The 18,983-nt window shown below is 62.2% G+C and carries 20 protein-coding genes; 8 read left to right on the top strand and 12 right to left on the bottom strand.

The features are described 5' to 3' along the window. The first annotated feature begins 113 nt into the window (after nt 1–113). Complete coding sequence (locus tag ACYZUM_RS16560; protein WP_108183374.1) at nt 114–926, top strand: alpha/beta fold hydrolase; 813 nt, start codon at nt 114–116, stop codon at nt 924–926. 83 nt (nt 927–1,009) lie between these two features. On the opposite strand, the gene dsbG is transcribed toward ACYZUM_RS16560, so the two are convergent. From dsbG to ACYZUM_RS16540, 4 genes are all read right to left on the bottom strand, one after another. Then, nucleotides 1,010–1,780, bottom strand: a complete 771-nt coding sequence (dsbG, locus tag ACYZUM_RS16555; RefSeq protein WP_047295374.1) for a thiol:disulfide interchange protein DsbG — start codon at nt 1,778–1,780, stop codon at nt 1,010–1,012. Continuing rightward, on the bottom strand, nt 1,756–2,625 hold the full coding sequence (locus tag ACYZUM_RS16550; protein ID WP_095668688.1) for a TlpA disulfide reductase family protein: 870 nt from the start codon (nt 2,623–2,625) through the stop codon (nt 1,756–1,758). The genes dsbG and ACYZUM_RS16550 overlap by 25 nt, the downstream gene beginning before the upstream one ends. Next, nucleotides 2,626–4,359, bottom strand: coding sequence for a protein-disulfide reductase DsbD (dsbD, locus tag ACYZUM_RS16545; protein WP_108183373.1), 1,734 nt, complete (start codon nt 4,357–4,359; stop codon nt 2,626–2,628). Between the two features lie 124 nt (nt 4,360–4,483). Continuing rightward, nucleotides 4,484–5,167, bottom strand: coding sequence for a hypothetical protein (locus ACYZUM_RS16540; protein WP_041069709.1), 684 nt, complete (start codon nt 5,165–5,167; stop codon nt 4,484–4,486). Between the two features lie 296 nt (nt 5,168–5,463). On the opposite strand from ACYZUM_RS16540, the gene ACYZUM_RS16535 reads away from it, so the two are divergent. From ACYZUM_RS16535 to ACYZUM_RS16515, 5 genes are all read left to right on the top strand, one after another. Next, entirely contained in the window at nt 5,464–6,144 is a 681-nt protein-coding gene (locus ACYZUM_RS16535) for a response regulator (protein ID WP_007969056.1), read from the top strand. Further along, on the top strand, nt 6,144–7,466 hold the full coding sequence (locus ACYZUM_RS16530) for an ATP-binding protein (protein WP_108183372.1): 1,323 nt from the start codon (nt 6,144–6,146) through the stop codon (nt 7,464–7,466). The genes ACYZUM_RS16535 and ACYZUM_RS16530 overlap by 1 nt, the downstream gene beginning before the upstream one ends. A 139-nt stretch (nt 7,467–7,605) precedes the next feature. Continuing rightward, nucleotides 7,606–8,091, top strand: a complete 486-nt coding sequence (locus tag ACYZUM_RS16525) for a GNAT family N-acetyltransferase (RefSeq protein WP_108183371.1) — start codon at nt 7,606–7,608, stop codon at nt 8,089–8,091. 143 nt (nt 8,092–8,234) lie between these two features. Continuing rightward, nucleotides 8,235–9,647 carry an aspartate aminotransferase family protein gene (locus ACYZUM_RS16520; RefSeq protein WP_108183370.1) on the top strand — a complete coding sequence of 471 codons (1,413 nt, stop codon included), beginning with the start codon at nt 8,235–8,237 and terminating at the stop codon, nt 9,645–9,647. Between the two features lie 82 nt (nt 9,648–9,729). Continuing rightward, nucleotides 9,730–9,954, top strand: coding sequence for an MbtH family protein (locus tag ACYZUM_RS16515; RefSeq protein ID WP_047295362.1), 225 nt, complete (start codon nt 9,730–9,732; stop codon nt 9,952–9,954). Nucleotides 9,955–10,097: 143 nt separating this feature from the next. Here the strand turns inward: ACYZUM_RS16515 and ACYZUM_RS16510 are convergent, their stop codons facing one another. From ACYZUM_RS16510 to ACYZUM_RS16475, 8 genes are all read right to left on the bottom strand, one after another. After that, a complete protein-coding gene (locus tag ACYZUM_RS16510; protein WP_108183369.1) occupies nt 10,098–11,012 on the bottom strand; it encodes a metal ABC transporter substrate-binding protein in 915 nt (304 codons plus the stop codon). Beyond that, on the bottom strand, nt 11,013–11,912 hold the full coding sequence (locus ACYZUM_RS16505; protein ID WP_108183368.1) for a metal ABC transporter permease: 900 nt from the start codon (nt 11,910–11,912) through the stop codon (nt 11,013–11,015). Next, entirely contained in the window at nt 11,912–12,757 is an 846-nt protein-coding gene (locus tag ACYZUM_RS16500; protein WP_108184421.1) for a metal ABC transporter ATP-binding protein, read from the bottom strand. The genes ACYZUM_RS16505 and ACYZUM_RS16500 overlap by 1 nt, the downstream gene beginning before the upstream one ends. A gap of 179 nt (nt 12,758–12,936) precedes the next feature. After that, nucleotides 12,937–13,866 (bottom strand): metal ABC transporter substrate-binding protein, encoded by a 930-nt coding sequence (locus tag ACYZUM_RS16495; protein WP_108183367.1) that lies wholly within the window; start codon nt 13,864–13,866, stop codon nt 12,937–12,939. Between the two features lie 35 nt (nt 13,867–13,901). Next, nucleotides 13,902–14,477 (bottom strand): DUF6162 family protein, encoded by a 576-nt coding sequence (locus ACYZUM_RS16490; RefSeq protein ID WP_108183366.1) that lies wholly within the window; start codon nt 14,475–14,477, stop codon nt 13,902–13,904. Next, entirely contained in the window at nt 14,474–14,815 is a 342-nt protein-coding gene (locus ACYZUM_RS16485; RefSeq protein WP_041069739.1) for a hypothetical protein, read from the bottom strand. Before ACYZUM_RS16485 ends, ACYZUM_RS16490 begins: the two co-directional genes overlap by 4 nt. Beyond that, nucleotides 14,812–15,354, bottom strand: coding sequence for a hypothetical protein (locus ACYZUM_RS16480; RefSeq protein ID WP_041069742.1), 543 nt, complete (start codon nt 15,352–15,354; stop codon nt 14,812–14,814). Before ACYZUM_RS16480 ends, ACYZUM_RS16485 begins: the two co-directional genes overlap by 4 nt. Further along, nucleotides 15,351–16,541, bottom strand: a complete 1,191-nt coding sequence (locus tag ACYZUM_RS16475; protein WP_108183365.1) for a PepSY-associated TM helix domain-containing protein — start codon at nt 16,539–16,541, stop codon at nt 15,351–15,353. Before ACYZUM_RS16475 ends, ACYZUM_RS16480 begins: the two co-directional genes overlap by 4 nt. 409 nt (nt 16,542–16,950) lie before the next feature. On the opposite strand from ACYZUM_RS16475, the gene leuC reads away from it, so the two are divergent. Next, nucleotides 16,951–18,369, top strand: a complete 1,419-nt coding sequence (gene leuC / locus ACYZUM_RS16470; protein ID WP_108183364.1) for a 3-isopropylmalate dehydratase large subunit — start codon at nt 16,951–16,953, stop codon at nt 18,367–18,369. Further along, nucleotides 18,366–18,980 (top strand): 3-isopropylmalate dehydratase small subunit, encoded by a 615-nt coding sequence (leuD, locus tag ACYZUM_RS16465; RefSeq protein WP_108183363.1) that lies wholly within the window; start codon nt 18,366–18,368, stop codon nt 18,978–18,980. Before leuC ends, leuD begins: the two co-directional genes overlap by 4 nt. Nucleotides 18,981–18,983: the final 3 nt, after the last annotated feature.

The raw sequence follows: 18,983 nt of genomic DNA, 5'->3' as shown, positions 1-18,983 counted from the left end.
CGTCAGTGCATTCAACACCGATAAACCGGCATATTCACGTACATATCCAGGGTTGACGATCAACAACCGGCAGCTCAGTCTGCCGGTTCTCTTTTTCATCGCGGGGGTGGTCGATGCCTTTCTTCACGGTTGACGGACAAGCGCTGCACTACATTGATCAAGGCACCGGCCCGGCCGTGTTGCTGGCGGGCAGTTATCTGTGGGACACGGCCATGTGGGCGCCGCAGATCGCTGCGCTGTCACCGCACTACCGGGTGATTGCGCTGGATTTGTGGGGCCATGGTGAGTCCGGGCGTTTACCCTCAGGCACCACGTCGCTGGATGACATCGCGCGGCAGGTCGAGGCCTTGCTCGATCATCTGGGTATCGACCGGGTCACGTTGATCGGACTGTCTGTCGGCGGTATGTGGGGCGTACGCCTGGCTTTGTCGGCACCGCAGCGGCTCAATGGCCTGGTGCTGATGGATACGTACGTTGGCGTGGAGCCGGAACCCACCCGCCAGTACTACTTTTCGCTGTTCAAGCAGATCGAGGAAAGCGGCGAGATCTCCGAACAGTTGCTCGACATCGTGGTACCGATCTTCTTCCGCCCGGGCATCGATCCGCAGTCGGCGCTGTATCAGGACTTCCGCGCGAAACTGGCGGCGTACACCGCGGATCGCCTGCGCGAAAGCATCGTGCCCATGGGGCGTATCACCTTCAGTCGGGATGACCTGCTGCCGCGTCTGGGCGAATTGAATGCCGCAACCACGCTGGTGCTGTGCGGCGATCAGGACAAACCGCGACCGCCGTCCGAAGCACAGGAAATGGCTGAATTGATCGGCTGCCCGTGGGTGCTGGTGCCGGAAGCGGGGCATATCTCCAGTCTGGAGAATCCGCAGTTTGTTACTGAGGTGTTGTTCGCCTTCCTGGCTGAGCGACATTGAAAAAGATCGCAGCCTGCGGCAGCTCCTACAGAAAACGCGTTCCCCTGTAGGAGCTGCCGCAGGCTGCGATCTCTTGATCTGGCTTATTTCGGCCCGAGAATCTTCGCCAACTTGTCCGGTGAAGGCGCGCCTTGCTGCTGTTGCAGCTCACCCTTGTCATCCATATAGAAAATCGCCGGCGTCGCCTGGAGTTCCAGGTCTTCCATCAACTGCATGTTGGCGGCCAGTTTGGTCTGCACCGCTTTTGGAATGTCTTTCAAGGGCTTGAGGGTGCTGGCCTTGCCGGCCTTTTCGTGGTCTTCCAGGGCTTTGGCCGGATCTTTCGCGGCCAGCAGGGCTGCGGATTTGGCCGGGCTGTCTTCGCGGATGATCCCGACCATGATGTGCCGCAGTTGCACCTTGCCGGCCTTGACCCATGGCCGCGCCTGTTCCCAGAACATGTTGCAGTACGGGCAGTTCGGATCGCTGAACAGGTACACGGTACGCGGCGCATCCTTGTCGCCGTCCTGAATCCAGTTGCTCGCTTCGAACTTGCCCCAGATTTCCTTGGCCATCGGCGCGTAGACCAGTTTTTGCAGCGGTTCGCTGCTCAAGTCCTTGCCGTCGGCGTCGTACAGATTGCCGAGCAACACATGCTGGCCGTCCGGCGTCAGGTACAGCGCCATGCCACGGTTCTGGTACTGCGCCGCATAGCCGCGCAAGCCGTCCGGGGCGTCGAACTGGCCGACGATTTTTGCGCCCTTGGCTTCGATCTGCTTGATCGCGGCGGGCAATTCTTCGGCAGCCTGCACCGACGGCAGGTGCAGCAGGGCAGTGCCCAGGGTCAGCGTCAGCAGGTGGCGGAGGCGGGGCATGGCAGTTTCCTTGCAGAGGTGGCCGGTGCGGCGGTTGGATTCGGGGTGTCGAAGTTTTCCAGGGCGCGGGCCAGACTGGCGTTCGACAGTTCGCCCAGATGGCTGCTCAGCAAGCGGCCGTCAGGGCTATAGAACAGCGTAGTTGGCAGTGCCATGGAACCCACGGCCTGGCCGAGTCGGCCACTGCGGTCGAACAGCACGTTGTTCAGGCTCAGGCCCTGGGTTTCAAGAAAAGTCGCCACGCTTTGCATGCTTTCGGCTTGATTGACGAACAGAAAGGTCAGGTCCGGGCGTTGTTGTTGCGCATTTTCCAGCACCGGCATCTCGCGCCGGCACGGCGGGCACCAGGTTGCCCACAGGTTGATCACCAGCGGGCCGCCCTGATAGTCGCTGAGCTGGATGGTCTCCCCGGCGGCGTTGCGCAGGGTGATGTCCGGCAGGCGCGTGCCTTGTTCGTAGATATTCAGTGACAGGGTCGCCAACAGCCAGAACACTACGCCACTGGCCACGCCAAAACCCAGTGGCCGACGCAGCCCCGGGCGACGCCAGCCGCGATAGAGAGCGGCGAGCAGCAGCACGATCACCCCCGGCCAGGCGAGGAAACCACCGTCGCGCAGGTCGATGATCTGCCACGGATCGTTGCGATAGTGGCCCCAGTACAGGGCGACAAATGCCACGCGCGCCGCGAGCATGCCCAGCAGGAACAGGCTGAACAGCGCCGACTCGGGGTTATCGCCACCACGCTTGGCCACCCGCCAGCCGACAAAGGTCGCCAGCGCCAAGGCACTGATCAGCAACAGGTGGTTGAGCGCGATGGCAAAGGTGCCGAGGGTGAACGTCAGCATTTAATTGGCGTCTCGGGTGGTGGTCCAGCGTTGCAGGAACGTCTCGGCATCGACTTCGCCGGTAATGCGCTGGCTGCGCCGCTCTTCGCCGTCGGTGCCGATCCAGACAAAACTCGGTGGCCCCGGGACTTTGTAGCGGCCGAGCAGCTCGCGGCTGGCGGCATTGTCGGCAGTGACGTCGAGGCGCAGCAGGCGCACATCGCTCAGCGACTGCATGACCTTGTCCTTGCCGAACACCTGTTTCTCCATGACCTTGCACGACACGCACCAGTCGGCGTAGTAATCGAGCAGCACCCATTGGCCCTGCGCCTTGGCGCTATCCAGTTCGCGCTGCAGGGCTGCCGGATCCTTGATCGTGGTGAACGCGTCATGCCCGCTCGGCGTGGTGCTGGCGACCCGGCCAGCGCTGTACACCTGCAACGGTTGATACGGGTCGTCACTGCCGCCAGCGGCACCGATCATCAACAGGCTGCCCCACAGACCGAGCAACAGCGAACTGGCGCCGAACACCTGGGCGACGCGGCCGAAGCCTTCCGATTGCTTCCAGGCGCAGAACGCCGCGATCAGCAGCAGCGCGCCGCACAGTCCCAGCCACAGCGACGAGTCCAGCACCGGGCGCAACATCAGCAGCGCGGTCGCGAGGAACAGGAAACCGAAGATGCCTTTGAGCAGGTTCATCCATGCCCCGGGTTTGGGCAGGAAGCGGTTGCCGACGGTCACCAACAGCAACAGCGGTACACCGATGCCGATGCCCAGCGCGAACAGAATCAAGCCACCGTGCAGCGCATTGCCGCTCTGCGCGATGTACAGCAAGGCGCCGGCCAGCGGTGCGGTCATGCACGGGCCGACCAGCAGACCGGACAACGCGCCGAGCACTCCGGCGCCGATCAGGCTGCCGCCGTTACGGCTGCGCGAAGCGTGTTCGAGGCGATCACGCAAGGCCACCGGCAATTGCAATTCGAAGAAGCCGAACATCGGCAGCGCCAACACCACGAAAATCGTCGCAAAGGCACCCAGCAGCCACGGATTTTGCAGCCACGCCTGCAGGTTGGCGCCGAGCAACGAGGCGATCACACCCATCGCGGCATACACCAGCGCCATGCAGATCACATAGCTGCTGGCCAGGGCGAAACCACGACGCGGGGTGGCGCCGCTGCCGACAATCATGCCCGCCAGAATCGGCAGCATCGGCAATGAACACGGGGTAAACGCCAGCAGCAGGCCGAGGCCGAAGAACACCAGCAGGCTCCAGCCCAGCGCCCGTTGTTGCAGGCTGCTGGCCAAGGCTTGATCCGGCGCTTCAGCACTGGCCGTTGGTGTTGCTTTGCCGCCCAGGTCAATGACCCGGGTCTGCGGCGGATAACACAGGCCGGCATCGGCGCAGCCCTGATAGCTGACCTTGATCTGACCGCTGGCCGAGGCCGGGACTTTCACCTCCAGCCCTTGGCGATACACCGGTTGTTCACCGAAGAATTCGTCACTGTGCGACTCGCCCTCGGGCAACGTCGGCTGCTGCTCTGCCGACAAACCGTCGAATTTCAGGCGTTTCTGGTACAGGTAATAGCCGTCCGTGATCTGCCAGAACAGTTGGGTTTGCCCGGATTCCAGGCGTTCGGAGGTCAGCACGAAGGCTTTGTCGACCGGCAGAAATTCCGGTTTGGTCTCGAATGGATTGTTCCCGGCCTGGGCCAGGCTGGAGATCAGCAGTGCAAACAAAAGAAAAAAATGACGCATGGAGGAGCCTTGTCCCTGTGCAAGTCTGGTGCACAGTGGCGGGTGGCGATTAACCGATGATTAACCGCCCCGCACGATGTCGGATGGGCGACCCGACGCCGATTCACTGGTGCCTGCGAGTGGCTCAGTCCTTCAGCAGTCCCGGCCAGGTTGAGTCGGAGATTGTATACGGGCCAAATACTTTTTTCGCGCTCTGTTCATAACGCAGGTAGCGGTTGTCGTTCAGGAAAACATAAAAGTAAGTGTCGAAGGTCGGGTAGTCATTGGTGACGGCTGTCATCATTTGGCTTTTATATTCTTCCAGCGATGCCCAGGGCGAACCTTTAAGAGGTAGTAGTTCCAGGGTCTTTGAGTATATTTCGTAGATCAGATAGTTTCCGTCATTTAACAAGAACCAGTAACTCTCTCTTTGCGCAGTGCTTTCAGCCCACATGACGCCAACGATTTTGTCGTAGTAAGGCAATATTTTTTCCCACTTTGATTTTGCGATGGGGGTTTTCGAGAGTGCCTTGTCGGATTGTTGGCTGAACTCACAAACGGAGGGTGTTGTTCCTTCGTCGTAGAACAGCCAGAGCGTGTCGACGCCACCGTTCCAGTGGGTGGTCGTCGTGGTAAAGCCAAAGCGCAAGTCTGCAGCGGTCTTGTCGAAGCCTTCCCATTTGCCATCCACCGGCTTGGGGAAGCCGGAAAGTACTTTGTTATCCTCGAAGTCGAAACGGGAATAACTGTTTTTCTCCGGGAAGAAGAAATAAATGCGGTCGGGGCCGGTGCGCCAGTCAACGGCTACGAAGTTTTTTGTAATGCTCATTCATGGTTCCTTTAATAGGTTGATTTATGTTTTTAAAGTTTTGATTAGTTGTATGTAACTTGCGAAATCGAGATTAGTTTTTAGTTGTGGGTTTGTATAGTTTGAAGGTGTTGAATTTCATGTCGGCTAGTTTGTTTTTATGTTGATTGAGCCTTGTTCTTGCGCAAGTTGTCTGTTGGCAGTTTTGAGTCCGGACCCGGCGAACAAACGAGTCGCTGCCGTGTTGGTTGTCGCCCTGCCATAATTGCGGCTTAATCCTGTTCTGTTCGACTTGCCTTTTATTTCAGGGAACCACCATGCACGTACTGGTTTGCGAAGACGATGAGTTGATCGCCAGTGGCATCGTCGCCGGCCTGACAGCCCAAGGCTTGACGGTCGAGCACGTCAATACCGCCTCGAAAGCACGGGCGATGCTCAAGGTCGCCGAATTCGACGTGATGGTGCTCGATCTTGGCCTGCCCGACGAAGATGGCCTCAAGTTGCTGCAACAACTGCGTCAACAGGGCCTGGAAATTCCGGTGCTGATCCTGACTGCGCGCGATTCGGTGACCGACCGGGTCGACGGCCTGCAAGCCGGGGCTGACGATTACCTGCTCAAACCCTTCGATCTGCGTGAATTGTTCGCGCGCCTGCAAACCCTGCTGCGCCGGGTCGCCGGGCGTAGCGTCAACCTGATTGAGCACGGTGCGCTGACCTACGATCCAAGCAGCCGCGAAACCACTCTGGCCGGGCAACCGGTGGATTTGTCGCGCCGCGAGCAATCGCTGTTGCAGGCGCTGTTGCACAACCGTGGCCGGGTGTTGTCCACCGAGCAGTTGAAGGACAGCGTCTACGGCTTCAATGATGAACTGGAGAGCAACGCCCTCAACGTGCATATCCACCACCTGCGCAGCAAACTCGGCAAGGGCATCGTCGAAACCGTGCGCGGTCTGGGTTATCGCCTTGGGCCGGCCGATGGTGGAGAACAACAGAAGTGATGAGCCTGCGTCTGCGCCTGAGTCTGACCCTCGGCGCCGCGTTTGCCCTGATCTGGGCCCTGGCCGCGGCCTGGATGCTCAGCGACTTGCGCAATCAAATGATGTTTTCCCTCGATCAGCGGCTGGTGGCTTCGGCGCGCATGGTCGCCGGGCTGCTGGAGCAACTGCCGGCGCTGCCGAGCAAGGGCGAGGGCACCCATTTCAGCGCCGAACAATTGAACATTCCCGGCGGCATGGCGTGTCAGGTCAGTTCGTTGCGCGGGGAGATTCTCGCGCGTAGTCACAGCAGTCCCGAGCAAACCCTGGAAGCAGAAAAAATGGGCTTCCATGACCAGATGATCGATGGCGCGCCGTGGCGCAGTTTTACCCTCGCGCGAGGCGACGTGCGGATCACCACGGCTGATCGGCAGATTGAACGCGAAGCGCTGAACATGTCGATCCTGCTGGCGGCCTCGGTGCCGGTCGGCGTGGCGTTGCTCGGTTGTCTGTGCCTGTTGTGGCTGGGCATCGGCCAGGGCCTGGCGCCGCTCAATCGGCTGCGCGAAGCACTGATGCGACGTAATGCCGACTCGCTTGAGCCGCTGCAATTGCAATCGTTTCCCAGCGAACTGAAACCGTTGCTCGATACGCAGAACCAGCTGTTCCAGCGCATCGGCAAGACCATCGAGCGTGAACGCCGCCTGACCGGTGACGCCGCGCATGAACTGCGCAGCCCGCTGACCGCGATCAAGACCCACCTGCAAGTGGCGCGCATGACCGAAGGCAGTGCCCGCGATCAGTCGCTGGCGCGGGCCGAGGAGGGCGCAGACCGCATGCACCGCACGCTGGAGCAACTGCTGTTGCTGGCGCGGGTCGAGGGCAGTCTGTCGTTCGATGACGGCGTGCAGTGCAGCGCCGAGCAGGTGGCGAAACTGGCGATGCAGGATGCAGCGGGCGGTGAGCGTCAGCGCATCAAACTGCACTTGCCCAAGCAGCTCTCCAGTGCGCCAGTGCAAATGCCGGCGGTGTTGTCGATTGCCGCGTTGCGCAATCTGCTCGACAACGCCCTGCGCCATACCCCCGCGGACGCTGAGGTCGAGCTGAGCTTGGAAACAGTCGGCCAGCGCGCCCGTTTTGTGGTGCGCGACCACGGCCCGGGGATTGCGGCGCAAGATCTGCAGCACCTGACCCAACGCTTCTGGCGCAACGGCCAGAGCACCGGCTGCGGCCTCGGCCTGGCCATCGTCCAGGCTATCGTCCAGCGCTGCGCCTGCACCCTGCATTTCGACAGCCGCGCGGATGGGCTGCGCGTTGAGCTGACCATGCCGCTGCAGTCACTCTGAAAACACTTCCCCCCTGTAGGAGCTGCCGCAGGGGATTTGTGGTGTGGCACATCAAATGTAACTTCTCAGCATTGGCGATTCGGCAATCGCGGCGCTAAGGTCGGGGCTGCTCTGACTCAATGGATTGAGGGAACGCGCCATGCAAGCACCGATCTGCATTCGTCCAGCGAAACCTGCCGACGCCGGCCTCATCAGTCGCATCATCGAGCGTTCGATTCGCGTCGGTTGTGCGCTGGAACACCGCAACGACCCGCAGCAGGTCAACCGCTGGATTGACCGGCAATCCGCCGACATCATCAGTGCGCGCCTTGCCGACTCGCATTGCTACCTGAATATCGCCCTGCTACAGGACAAACCGGTGGGGGTCGGCATGGCCGCGGTCAGCGGTGACATCAGCTTTTGCCATGTGCAGCCGGAATGGTTTCGCCGTGGCGCAGGACGTGCGCTGATGAGCGACCTGGAGGGTTGGCTGCGGATTCGTGGTGTGCCGCAGGCGTGCATCGCCAGTACCCGCAGTGGCGCGGCTTTTTATCGACATTTGGGCTATTGCGATTCGGCGCCACCCGCCAGCGATCAGGGCTTGCACCGCGTGACGCTGTACAAGCCGTTGGCATTACCTGGCTGACAACTTGATCAAGGGTGTAAATCCTCGCCCCGCTTAAGCGTTTCCAGAACAGGAAAACCTGCATGTGCGCCCCGCGACCGGAACGCGCACCTGTGCGGTGTGCTGTTTTGGTCACTATCCATAGCGTATTGAGGGGTCGAGAGATGTCAGTCGCCACCAGCCTTATCGAAGAGTCGTCGGGGCGGATCACCGCCACGCCGGCGGAAACCCTGTACCAGTTCAACGAATCGCCGCTGCTGGCCCGACAGAGCCAGCAGGAATCCAATGCCCGCAGCTACCCGCGACGCATTCCGCTGGCCCTCAAACGCGCCAAGGGCCTGTACGTCGAGGATGTCGAAGGGCGTACGTTCATTGACTGCCTGGCCGGTGCCGGCACGCTGGCCTTGGGGCACAACCACCCGGTGGTGATCGAGGCGATCCAGCAAGTGCTCGCCGATGAGCTGCCGCTGCACACCCTCGACCTGACCACGCCAGTGAAGGATCAGTTCGTCCAAGACCTGTTCGGTTTGCTGCCGCCGGCACTCGCGGCCGAAGCGAAAATCCAGTTCTGCGGCCCGACCGGCACCGATGCGGTGGAAGCCGCGCTGAAACTGGTACGCACCGCCACCGGGCGCAGCACGGTGCTGTCGTTCTCCGGCGGTTATCACGGCATGAGCCAGGGCGCCTTGAGCCTGATGGGCAGCCTGGGGCCGAAAAAGCCGCTGGGCGCCTTGCTCAGCAACGGTGTGCAGTTCATGCCGTTTCCGTACGACTACCGTTGCCCGTTCGGTCTCGGCGGCGCAGCCGGGATCAAAGCCAACCTGAGTTATCTGGAAAACCTGCTCAACGATCCTGAAGCCGGCGTGCAGTTGCCAGCAGCGGTGATTGTCGAGGCGGTGCAGGGCGAAGGCGGGGTGATTCCGGCTGATGTCGAGTGGCTGCGCGGTTTGCGCCGGATAACCGAGAAGGCTGGCGTGGCGCTGATCGTCGATGAGATCCAGAGCGGTTTCGCCCGTACCGGCAAAATGTTTGCCTTCGAACACGCCGGTATCGTCCCCGACGTAGTGGTGTTGTCCAAAGCCATCGGCGGCAGCCTGCCATTGGCGGTGGTGGTCTATCGCGACTGGCTCGACACCTGGCAGCCGGGTGCCCACGCTGGCACGTTCCGTGGCAATCAGATGGCGATGGCCGCCGGTTCCGCGGTAATGCGTTATCTGCTCGAACACAAGGTCTGCGAACACGCCGCCGCCATGGGTGAGCGCCTGGGCGAACACCTGCGCATCCTGCAACGCGACTTTCCGCAACTGGGCGACATTCGCGGGCGTGGCTTGATGCTCGGCGTCGAGCTGGTTGACCCGAATGGCGCACCGGATGCGCTCGATCATCCACCCGCGTTCGCACGTCTGGCACCGCTGGTGCAGCGCGAATGCCTCAAGCGCGGGCTGATTCTCGAATTGGGCGGCCGGCATGGCGCGGTGGTGCGCTTCCTGCCGCCGCTGGTGATCACCGCCGCCGAAATCGACCGTGTCGCCGAGATCTTTGGCCGGGCCTTGGCCGCTGCCACTGCCGCTGAGTAAATTTTTCGCAGCGCCGGACGTTCTTTCTACATAACCGGCTGCACTCGGCTGCAGCCCACCCTCACAACGATGGAGAACCAGCATGACGTCAGTATTCGACCGCGAGGACATCCTCTTTCAGGTCGTGGTCAACCACGAAGAGCAATACTCGATCTGGCCGGATTACAAAGCCGTGCCGCAAGGCTGGCGCACCGTGGGCAAGAGCGGCCTGAAGAAGGAATGCCTGGCCTACATCGAAGAGGTCTGGACCGACATGCGTCCGCTGAGCCTGCGCCAGAAGATGGAAGGGCAGACGGCTGCTCAGTAATCTGACAGGCAAAAACAAACCCGCTGGACTGGTGACAGTCAGCGGGTTTTTTCATGGCTTTCAAAAGATCGCAGCCTGCGGCAGCTCCTACATGGGAATACTCACACCCTGTAGGAGCTGCCGAAGGCTGCGATCTTTTGATCTTATGCCGAAGGCCCGCCGCTCAATCCCTTGAGCAGCAAATCGACATTCCCCTCCAGCTCCGCCACCGGATCTTCTGCATCGGTGCTCAACACCAGCAAACGACTGCCCGACTCGGCAATCGCCGCCTTCACTGCCTCCGACGGCTGACGATGATGCAGGACCACGGCCACGTCATTGTCCTTGAGCGTCGACGTGAGTTTCTTCAAGTCCTCGGTTGTCCACTCGGCATCCGGCCTTGGATCCTGACCAATCAGCTCCAGATTCAAGCTGCCGATCAGGTAACCGAAGTGATCGCTGAGGCTCAGCACACTGAGGTTGTCGACCTCGGCCAGGCGCGCTTCGCTGTCGGCGCTGAGCTTGAGCAGGCGCTGTTTCAGCGCCGCCAGATTGGCCTCGATCTTCGGTTTGGCCGACGGCGCCAGGCGCACCAGATCCGCCGCGATCACGTCCGCCATCCGTCCCATGTTGTTGCTCGCCAGCCATGGCTGACTGTTCAAGCCATCGACCTTCAGCCCCGGCTGCACAGCGATCCCCGGCAGGGCGCCGTCCACCGGACGTGCTGCGTCGACCTCGACAATGCGAATGTTGCTGCGCCGTGCGATCGGGTACAGCGGATCATCCGCCCACAGCGAGCGCACGCCGATCACCGCATCGGCATCGCCTGCCAGTTTGCCCAGCGCCGGTGCGCCGCGACCGGTGAAGTACGCAGTCTGACGGCTGCCCGGCAGATTGGCCGGGGCCGCGCGTTCCAGGCTGACGTCGGTGCCTTTGAGCAGCACTTCGCCGAGGCCGTAGGTGATGGGCAGCGAGGCCAGTACGCGTAGCGGTTGAGGGTTTTCAGCCGCCAGCAACGGGCTGCCGACCACGCCGCACAGGGCCATGGCCAGGGTCAGTTTTCGCAGTGAGAAAGTCATTTATCCAAGGTTCCCTTTCAGACTCGGAACAACCCCGCGCGCAATGGCGGCGAGGGCGAAGGCGATGCCGGCGACCAGAATGATCGCGGCGCCGGACGGGATCGGCAGGTCGAAGATGATCGGCGCGAGAATTCCGCACAGCGTGCTGACGGTGGCAATCAGCACCGAGCACCAGAAGAAGCCCTTGAGCGACTGGCTGAGCAAGCGTGCTGCCGCCGCCGGAATCACCAGCAATGCGCCGACCAGAATCGCGCCGATGACCTTCACCGCCGCGACGGTGATCAGCGTCACCAGAATCACGAACAGGTAATCCAGAGTCTTCACCGCGACGCCGCGCACCGCCGCCAGTTGCGGGTTGAAGCTGGCCAGCATGATCCGGTTGTACAGCGGCAACGCCAGGGCCATGACCAACGAACCGACGATGGCCAGCACCAGCAGGTCATTGCCATTGACGGTGAGCACCGAACCGAACAGCACGTTCTCCAGAATGTGCACGTTGATCTTGCCGGCCAGAATCAGCAGCAGGCTCGCGCCGAGGGCCAGCGACACCGAGAGAAACACGCCGATCAGGGTGTCGGGCGCCAGACCGGTGCGGTTGCGCAGGTAATTGAGCAGGATGCCGAACAACAGGCAGTAGCCGAACAGGCTGCCGTACGGCCCGGTGTAGGGGTCGCCGAGCAGAATGCCGATGGCCACGCCGGTCAGCGCCGCGTGGCCGACCGCTTCGGAGAAAAACGCAAAGCGCTTGACCACCACCAGCGTACCGAGGCCACCGAGCACCGGGCCGATCAACAGGCCGGCGAGCAATGCGTTGACCACAAAGCCGTAGGCCAGCGCTTCCGGCAGGTAGCCGGACGACGCCCAGCCCTGAACCATCAGACGAAAGGCTTCGTAACTCATCAGACCGCGCTCCGTGGATGGGTGGAAAACAGACTCAGCAGTCGCTCCGGAGTCAGCGCCTGTTGCGGCGTGGCGTCGAACAGCACGCGGCGGTTGAGACCGGTGACCCGGTCGGCCAGACGCTTTACCGCTTCCAGATCGTGCTCGATCCACAGCACGGTGATGCCAGCCGCGCGCCAGTCGCCGAGCAGGCGTTCGAAGACCTGAATTCCGGCTTCGTCGAGCGCCGACATTGGCTCATCCAGCACCAGCAATTGCGGGGCCGGGATCAAGCCTTGAGCGAGCAACACACGCTGGCGTTCGCCACCGGACAGCGCGCCCATGCGCCGCTTGCGTTTGTCCTGCATGCCGACCCGTTCCAGCGCCTCGCCGATGGTGTTGGCGTAGTGCTTGCTCAAACCGAGAAAAGCCGGCCGGCGCTGACACATCGCGGCCATGAAATCGTCGACGGTCATCGGCAGGCCACGATCGAACTCCAGCGCCTGCGGCACGTAACCGATGGTCCCGGGTTGACCGGGCCAGTGCAGGCTCAGTTGACCTTGGTGCGGCATCTGCCCGAGCAGGGTCTTGATCAGCGAGCTCTTGCCGCCGCCGTTGGGGCCGACCAGAGCGTGCACGTGACCGGGCTGAACCTGGAAGGTCACGTTGTCGAGGATCGTGGTGCGCCCGAGGGTCAGAGAGACTTCTGCAAAATCCAGAGTCGGCCCCAATCCTTGTGGGAGCGAGCCTGCTCGCGAATGCGGTGTGTCATTCAATAATGATGCTGACTGACCGGACGCTTTCGCGAGCAAGCCCGCTCCCACAGGGGATGGTGGGGTGTCAGAGAGGGTTTCTTTTGCTGTCATGCCCCGGACTCCTGAATCGCCCGCACCACGGTGTCGAGGTTGCCGGTCATCTTGTGGGAGCGAGCCTGCTCGCGAATGCGGTGTGTCATTCGACAAAGATGTTGGCTGACCCGGCGCCTTCGCGAGCAGGCTCGCTCCCACAGGGGATGGTGGGGTGTCAGAGAGGGTTTCTTTTGCTGTCATGCCCCGGACTCCTGAATCGCCCGCACCACGGTGTCGAGGTTGCCGGTCATTTCCTTTTCGTACTTGTCGGCGCTGTATTCGCCGTAGGAAATGTGCGACAGCGGGTACAGCTTCACCCCGGACTCACGCTGGATGGTTTCGACGTAGGTCGAAGGGAAATCCATCTCGGAGAAGATCACCTTCACGTCGAGCTCGCGCAGTTGGTCGATGGTCTTTTTCAACTGGCTCGGGCTCGGTTCGATGCCATGGGCCGGTTCGACCACGGCCGTCACTTCCAGACCGAATTCGCGCAGCAGATAGTCATAAGCCGCATGCACCGTGGCCACACGCAGTTCGGCGTTCGGTGCCTGAGTCAGTTTGGCCAAGGCATCGGCGCGCATCTGCCGCAGGCGTTTGCCGTAGGCGCGGGCGTTCTGGGTATAGGTCCTGGCGTTGTCCGGATCGAGCTTGCCCAGCTCGCGGGCGATGTTGTTGACCTGGGCAATCGAGGCGCTGATCGACAGGAAGGTGTGCGGGTTGACCACTTTGCCGGCGCCGCGCGCCGCGGTACCGGTGGCCGCCAGCAGCGGCACGTTTTCATTGGCTTCGATGGTCTTGATGTTCGGCGTTTCGCTGGCGGCGATCATGCGGTCGGCGAAGTCGTCATGGCCGACCCCGTTGAGCACGATCACGTCCAGCCCGCTGATGCGCTTGATGTCCTCGGCGCGTGGCTCGTAGGCGTGCGGGTTGAAACCGGCGGGAATCAGCGGTACCACCTCGGCCTTGTCGCCGACAATGTTCGCCACATAGCTGTAGTACGGGTGCAGGGTGATGCCGATGCGCAGGCGTTTGCCCGGATCGGCGCTGGCCAGCGGGCTCAGCAGGCACGCGCACAGGCCAAACAGCAAGGTGCGCAGGAGGGGACGGCGAGTCAGGGAAATAAGCATGGGCAAGCGGTCTTCTCTCGGGTGAAGGCGAAGGTTCAGTGGCGATGCTCGCGAGTCACGCCGGCATCGAACTGCGCGACGATCTGTTTCCAGCCAGCAGCGGACAACGCGGCGTCGGTGAGGTCGGCGGGCGTCTGCAGCTCGGCAGCGCGGTTGAGCCAGATGTCCGGCGCGGCAGTGGCGTCGGCGCTCAGCCGCATCACGAATGAACCGGCGACGGCGGGCGCCTGGCTGTGGCCGAAATAGGCGGTGTCCGCCAGCAATTGCCAGGCATGCCCGCCACGGCTGACCGAACTGGCGTCCTGGGCGAACGGGGCGAAACCTTCTTCGGCCAGGGTCTGTGGCGTCGGCAGGCTTTGCTGTTCTGCACGCAGCAGGCGGATTTCATCGAGGGTCACCCGCAGGTCGGCGTAGATGCCTTGCTCGGCGGCGCTGAGGTCGCGCCGCGCATCGAGCTGATGGCTGGCAACCGGTTCCGGTTCATGGGACACCCCGCGCCACGCCACCACCGAGCCGGCGACGGCAAGGATCAGCAAACACAACAGCAGAACATTGAGGGTTTCATGGCCGGCACCGGCCGGGCGGACGACTTGGGTGGTGGGCGTACTCATGGGGCCTCGATGTCGGCTTGGTCGATTTCCACGACGTGGCCGGGGCCGGCGTCGAACAGCACATAAAACTCGGCCGCCGGTTTTTTGAACGTCACGGTCGAGTCGGCACCGAGCTTGCCCGGCAGCAGAATGGTTTCGTCGTAACCGATCACATCGAGGGTCACCCCCGGCGCGCCGCTGCCGTCGGAGAAGCCGCCGGTGCATTTGATCTGCTCGGCATCAACGGCTTTGCATTCGCACATCGGGTTATGGGCCAGGGCGCCGGCGCTGAAACCTGCGCACAGCAGCAGCAACGCGGCGCGCAACCGCAGGCGGGAAGGGCGTTGAACGCGGTTCATGGTTTGGCTCCTTGTTTGGTCAGCCAGGCGAGGGTCGCGGGAGAGGCCTGGCTCAGGGGAATCGAGGCTTGGTGCAGGCTGCCGTCCCAGCCTTCCATGGTGATCCACAGTTCGGCATCGGCCTTGGTCTTTTCCGCCACCGGCAATTGCGCGCCCATGCGATACGGCGTGCCAAAGAAAATCACCCCGGCGGCGCGCAGGCTGCGCGGTTTGCCGATGCGCAGGTAGGTGGCCTTGACCTGTTCGACACAGGCATCGCAGAGGGCGGCATTGAAGTCCTTCATGTAACCGGCGGGGCCGCTCAGGCGCGGTGCTTCGTTACGCAGTTCGGCCAGGCGCAGGCTCCACGGGCCGACCTGGATCTCGCCGACCTCATGTTCACCGAGGCCGACGTCACCGCGAAACAGCGCGGCATCGGCGAAGTACTTGGGCATGAACCCCAGCGGAATCAGCAGCAACAAGGCGTTCAGGTGAAAGCGCCATTTGTGCCAGAAGCGGCGCAGGGCGGACGGTTGGGCAGTGCGATTGGACGGGCTCACAGGCTGACCTCCGCCGGTTCACGGCTGACGCGGGGGCTGCGGGCCTTTTTATTTTCGCGCTTGAGGGCGTTGGCGGTGGCCAGCGCGGTGCGCTTGGTCCAGATCAACAGGCCGCTGAGGACCATCATGCTCAGCAGCAGGCCGAAGAAGAACCAGATCAGTTTGATCCACAGACCGCCGAAATCACCGGTGTGCAGCGGTCGCATCGACTCGGTGACGAACTCCAGCGAAGAGCGGTCAGTCAGCAGTCGGGTGGCGGCCATGTCACCGTTGTACGGGTTGAGCGTGGCGGTCTGGAACATCAGCGGATACCAGCCGCGACCGCCAACGCTCAGGTGACTGTAGGCATTGCCCGGCAGGCTGACGAAGCTGACTTCCAGCCCGGGGATGTGCTGTTCGGCGATCTGTACCGCGCGATCGAGGCTGATCCGTGGGGCAGGACTGGCGTCGCTCGACATCGGTACGCTTTCCCGGGACATGGCGGGAATGATCGGCTCGCTGCTGATGGACACCTGGTTGTCGGCCAGAATGGCCTGGATCAGAAACCAGGTGCCGGTGATCGAGATCACCGCGATGAACCAGATCGACCAGATGCCGCTCAGTCGATGGAAATCGCCCCAGAAGATCCGCGCGCCGTGGCGAAATCGCAGGGTGGGCTTGAAGAAGCCTTTCCAGAATCGTTTGTAGACCACCAACCCGGTGACCAGCGAGGCCAGCATCGGCAGGCCGAGGAACGACACCAGGTACCAGCCCCAGCTGAAGCCGTTGGTGAACGGCACCAGCCACCAGCCGTGCAGGGCGCGGGTGAACGCCTTGAAGTTGAAGTCCGGCGCCGGGCCTTGAATCACCCCTGTGTACGGGTTGACGTAGACCGTCTGGGTACGGCCGTCGGGGTAGCTGACCTCGACATCGAGGGCGAAGTGCGACTCGTCGGGACGGCTGATGCTTTCCACCAGCGTCTGCGGTTCGGCCTGTTTGATCGCGGCCAGCACCTGATCGTAACTGAGCCGCGGCGCATCCTCCGACGGTTGACTGGCGCGCATCTGCGGGTTGGCCAGCCAGACGATTTCCTGGCTGACCACCGCCAGTGTGCCGGTGACACAGACGATCAGGACAAAAAACCAGATCGGCAGCGCGAGCCAGCTATGCACCAGGAACCACAGTTTGGAACGGGATTTCTTCGACATGATTGCGCGTCTTGATTTCGATGAAAGGGCACGCGGCTACGGGCTTCGCAGCGCGGGTGTCCGCAAAAAGGCGCGGTCGTGGCGGTTGCCTGTGCGAACGGCCTGCATCTCTATAGGACGGATGAGCCGGACAAATCCCGAAAGGTGATATGAAAGCAAATGTTTCGCACTTCGCAGGGGGCGACGACATCCCCCTGTAAGAGCTGCGGCACGCTGCGATCTTTTGATATTGATCTTTAAACAACAGATCAAAAGATCGCAGCCTCGTTGCACTCGACAGCTCCTACAGGATTTTTGCGGGCAGGCGATCAAACACGATTCATGAATGGCGCTCTCACTGTCGGGCAATTGATGGCCGGTTCGCGCTCCTTATGATGGAAATCACTCGATTCCCCTAGTGAGCCCCCTGATGAACCCCAGAACCCTCTACGACAAACACATCGATTCGCACACCGTGTGCCGCCTCGACGATCAGGGCCATGTGCTGCTGTATATCGATCGCCAGGTGATCAACGAATACACCAGCCCTCAGGCGTTCAGCGGTCTGCGCGCCGCCGGGCGCAAGGTCTGGCGGCCGGGCACGGCGCTGGCGGTGGTCGATCACGTCAACCCGACCACGCCGCAACGGGTGGCGGCGATGCCCGATGCCGGCGGTGCGCGGCAGGTGGCGTATCTGGCGGAAAACTGCCGGGACTTCGGCATCGAACTGCTGGATATCCTCGACAAGCGTCAGGGCATCGAGCATGTGATCGCCCCGGAGCAGGGCTTTATTCTGCCGGGCATGGTCATCGCCGCGGGCGACAGCCACACCACCACCTACGGTGCGCTGGGGGCGTTCGGATTTGGTATCGGCACCTCGGAAATCGAGCACTTGCTGGCCTCGCAAACGCTGGTCTACAAGCGTCTGAAAAGCATGCGCGTGACGGTGGAGGGCGAACTGGCACCGGGGCTGACGTCCAAGGATGTGATCATGGCGCTGATCGGCCGCATCGGTGCGTCGGGTGCCACGGGTTATGCCATCGAATTCTGCGGTTCGACCATCGATGCCCTCAGCGTCGAAGCGCGGATGACCATTTGCAACATGGCGGTCGAAGCCGGCGCACGTGGTGCGTTCATGGCGCCGGATGAAAAAGTCTTTGCTTATCTCAACGGCAAACCCCGCGCACCGCAAGGCGAACTGTTAGCGCGCGGCGTGGAAAAATGGCGTGAACTGCGCAGCGATCCCGGCGCCGTGTTCGACCGCGAAATCCACCTTGACGCCAGTCTGCTGGAACCGATGGTCACCTGGGGCACCAGCCCGGATCAGGCGGCGCCGATCGGCGCGCAGGTGCCGGACCCGCAAAGCATCGACGATCCGATCCTGCGTCAGGACATGCGCCGCGCCCTGCATTACATGGGCCTGGAGCCGGGAATGGCGCTGCGCGATATTGTCATCAGTCACGCGTTTATCGGCTCCTGCACCAACGCGCGGATCGAGGATTTGCGTGACGCTGCCAGCGTTGTGCGCGGGCGGCGGGTGGCCGGGCATGTGCGGGCGATGATCGTGCCCGGCTCCAGCGAAGTGCGTGCTCAGGCCGAGGCTGAAGGGCTGGCGCAGATCTTTATCGACGCCGGTTTCGAATGGCGTCAGTCCGGCTGCTCGATGTGCCTGGCGATGAACGATGACGTGCTCGCGCCCGGCGACCGTTGCGCCTCCAGCACCAACCGTAACTTCGAAGGCCGCCAGGGTGCCGGGGCGCGTACGCACCTGATGAGCCCGGCGATGGTCGCCGCCGCCGCGATCAGTGGCCATCTGACCGACATCCGCCACTTTGGAGAACGCCCATGAGTCTGCAACCCTTCACGCAAGTCAGCGGCCGGGCCGCGCCACTGCTCGCGGCCAACGTCGACACCGACGTGATCATGCCCAAGCAATTCCTCAAGGGCATCGACCGTCAGGGGCTGGATCGTGGGCTGTTTTTCGATCTGCGCTTTCTCGCCGACGGCACGCCCAACCCGGAATTCGTGTTGAACCAACCGGCGTGGCAGGGCGCGAGTTTTCTGGTGGTCGGGGCGAATTTCGGCTGCGGTTCCAGCCGCGAACACGCGGTGTGGGGGCTGCAGCAAATGGGCATTCGCGCGCTGATCGGCAGCCGTTTCGCCGGGATCTTCTACGACAACTGCCAGCGCAACGGGGTGTTGCTGATCACGCTGGATGAAGCGCAGGTACAGCGCATTGGCCGGTTGGTGAGTCAGCCTGAAACGGCACAGATCAGTGTGGATCTGGAGGCGCAGCAGATTCGTCTGGCGGACGGTGAAGTCATCGATTTCCAGATTGACGGCTTGCGCAAGACCGCGCTATTGCTGGGGCTGGATGCGATTGGCAGTACCTTGCAGCGGCGAGCGCAGATCGAGGCGTTCGAACGAGAACACCTGGCCGCCAACCCATGGCTGGCCTGACAC

The sequence above is a fragment of the Pseudomonas sp. m6p genome (genome assembly GCF_055760375.1).
This window is presented reverse-complemented; position numbering and strand designations above follow the sequence as displayed.

Coding starts and splice junctions, on each gene's coding strand:
- ACYZUM_RS16560 (WP_108183374.1), top strand. CDS start 114: ATGCCTTTCTTCACGGTTGACGGACAAGCGCTGCACTACATTGATCAA.
- dsbG (WP_047295374.1), bottom strand. CDS start 1,780: ATGCCCCGCCTCCGCCACCTGCTGACGCTGACCCTGGGCACTGCCCTG.
- ACYZUM_RS16550 (WP_095668688.1), bottom strand. CDS start 2,625: ATGCTGACGTTCACCCTCGGCACCTTTGCCATCGCGCTCAACCACCTG.
- dsbD (WP_108183373.1), bottom strand. CDS start 4,359: ATGCGTCATTTTTTTCTTTTGTTTGCACTGCTGATCTCCAGCCTGGCC.
- ACYZUM_RS16540 (WP_041069709.1), bottom strand. CDS start 5,167: ATGAGCATTACAAAAAACTTCGTAGCCGTTGACTGGCGCACCGGCCCC.
- ACYZUM_RS16535 (WP_007969056.1), top strand. CDS start 5,464: ATGCACGTACTGGTTTGCGAAGACGATGAGTTGATCGCCAGTGGCATC.
- ACYZUM_RS16530 (WP_108183372.1), top strand. CDS start 6,144: ATGAGCCTGCGTCTGCGCCTGAGTCTGACCCTCGGCGCCGCGTTTGCC.
- ACYZUM_RS16525 (WP_108183371.1), top strand. CDS start 7,606: ATGCAAGCACCGATCTGCATTCGTCCAGCGAAACCTGCCGACGCCGGC.
- ACYZUM_RS16520 (WP_108183370.1), top strand. CDS start 8,235: ATGTCAGTCGCCACCAGCCTTATCGAAGAGTCGTCGGGGCGGATCACC.
- ACYZUM_RS16515 (WP_047295362.1), top strand. CDS start 9,730: ATGACGTCAGTATTCGACCGCGAGGACATCCTCTTTCAGGTCGTGGTC.
- ACYZUM_RS16510 (WP_108183369.1), bottom strand. CDS start 11,012: ATGACTTTCTCACTGCGAAAACTGACCCTGGCCATGGCCCTGTGCGGC.
- ACYZUM_RS16505 (WP_108183368.1), bottom strand. CDS start 11,912: ATGAGTTACGAAGCCTTTCGTCTGATGGTTCAGGGCTGGGCGTCGTCC.
- ACYZUM_RS16500 (WP_108184421.1), bottom strand. CDS start 12,757: ATGACAGCAAAAGAAACCCTCTCTGACACCCCACCATCCCCTGTGGGA.
- ACYZUM_RS16495 (WP_108183367.1), bottom strand. CDS start 13,866: ATGCTTATTTCCCTGACTCGCCGTCCCCTCCTGCGCACCTTGCTGTTT.
- ACYZUM_RS16490 (WP_108183366.1), bottom strand. CDS start 14,477: ATGAGTACGCCCACCACCCAAGTCGTCCGCCCGGCCGGTGCCGGCCAT.
- ACYZUM_RS16485 (WP_041069739.1), bottom strand. CDS start 14,815: ATGAACCGCGTTCAACGCCCTTCCCGCCTGCGGTTGCGCGCCGCGTTG.
- ACYZUM_RS16475 (WP_108183365.1), bottom strand. CDS start 16,541: ATGTCGAAGAAATCCCGTTCCAAACTGTGGTTCCTGGTGCATAGCTGG.
- leuC (WP_108183364.1), top strand. CDS start 16,951: ATGAACCCCAGAACCCTCTACGACAAACACATCGATTCGCACACCGTG.
- leuD (WP_108183363.1), top strand. CDS start 18,366: ATGAGTCTGCAACCCTTCACGCAAGTCAGCGGCCGGGCCGCGCCACTG.